This window comes from Microbacterium sp. K41, assembly GCF_004794395.1.
Lineage (GTDB): Bacteria > Actinomycetota > Actinomycetes > Actinomycetales > Microbacteriaceae > Microbacterium > Microbacterium sufflavum.
Genome location: NZ_SSDO01000376.1, coordinates 1 through 1425 on the forward strand (window position 1 = coordinate 1; position 1425 = coordinate 1425).

Sequence of the window (1425 nt, forward strand, 5' to 3'; positions counted from 1 at the left end):
AGCGCCGGGCCGACGCCGGGCACGTCGCCCACCAGGTTCAGGGCGAGCACCGCGACCGCCGCCAGCACCGACCAGCCGAGCCGGGCGACCGCCCACGGCGTCGCCGCGTCGCCCTCGTTCGACAGCCCCCGCAGCGCCGGCACGATCATCAGCAGCGCGACGAGCACGAGCACGACGACGCCGAGGAAGACCCAGTGCCAGCTCCACAGCTCGGTCACCGCGCCCGCGATCGTGGGACCGATCAGCGAGGGGATCACCCACGCAGCGGCGAACCCGGCGAAGATCGCGGGGTGCAGCGCCTGCGGGTAGACCCGGGCGACCACCACGTACAGCGCCACCATGAGCCCGCCGCTGCCCAGGCCCTGCGCGAACCGGCCCGCGACCAGCACCTCCATGCTCGGCGCGAGTCCCGCGATCAGGAGGCCGACCACGAACAGCGCGATCGAGGAGTACAGCGGGGCGACCGGACCGCGTCGATCCGCCCAGTTGCCCGCCGCGACCATGCCGATCACGCTCGTGGCGAGCGGTCCGGCGAAGGCGAGCGCATACAGCCGCTCGCCGTCGAGGTCGGCGCTCACGGCGGGCATCACCGTCGTCACCGCCAGCGACTCGAACGCGCCGAGGAACACCAGGGCGCACGCGCCGATCGTGATCCACACGTACTCGCCGCCGAGGATGCGGGGGGTGGGTGGCGTGGACGGCGCGGCGCGCCCGGTCTCGGTGGTCATGAGGTCGACCGTAGAACCTCAAGTTTCCTTGAGGTCAAGCGGATGACGCGCATCCGCGACGCATCGGCTCAGCGCAGCGGGAGGATGCTCGTGGGCGCCGGGGCCTGCGCCTCATGCCGCACGCCGAGCGGAGCACCCGTGCGCTCGTCGAGGTCGAGCAGCGTCACCGTGTCGGAGCGCTGCCCGGCGACGAGCAGCTTGCCCTGATACACGAGGTGATGGCGCGGCCAGTCGACTCCGGAATCGGCGAGCGCCACCGGCTCCAGCGCCTCTCCGCTGCCGCGCACACGCAGCGCCGCGATCGTGTTGCTGCCGCGCAGCGCCGTGTACAGGAACTGCCCGTCGCGCGTGCGGGCGAGCTCGGCGGGGAAGTCACTGCCGACCTGCGCCACCGGGCTCGCGGTCGTCGCCGACACCACGCTCCAGGTGCCGTCGGCCGCCGCCGCCAGGGTGAACACCTCGCACGAGTACTCCGTGACCACGTGCAGGTGCCCGCTCGGATGCACGACCATATGACGCGGTCCCGTGCCCTGCGGCAGCACGACCTCCTGGTCGAGCGTCAGCCCGCTGCCGGTCAACCGCCAGAACCGCACCAGGTCGAAGCCGAGATCGGTCGTGACCACGCGGCCGTCGGGCAGGAACGCGGCCGAGTGCGCGTGCGAGGCGCGGTCCGGTCCGCCGTAGGGGTCGGTCGCGG

The 1425-nt window shown here is 73.0% G+C and carries 2 protein-coding genes; both read right to left on the reverse strand.

Features of this window, described 5'->3' with window-relative positions:
* Window positions 1–728: MFS transporter (locus tag DW309_RS11780; protein ID WP_136045482.1), on the reverse strand; the 728-nt coding region annotated here is incomplete at its 3' end.
* A gap of 68 nt (window positions 729–796) precedes the next feature.
* On the reverse strand, window positions 797–1425 hold a 629-nt coding region (locus DW309_RS11785), incomplete at its 5' end, for a lactonase family protein (RefSeq protein WP_136045483.1).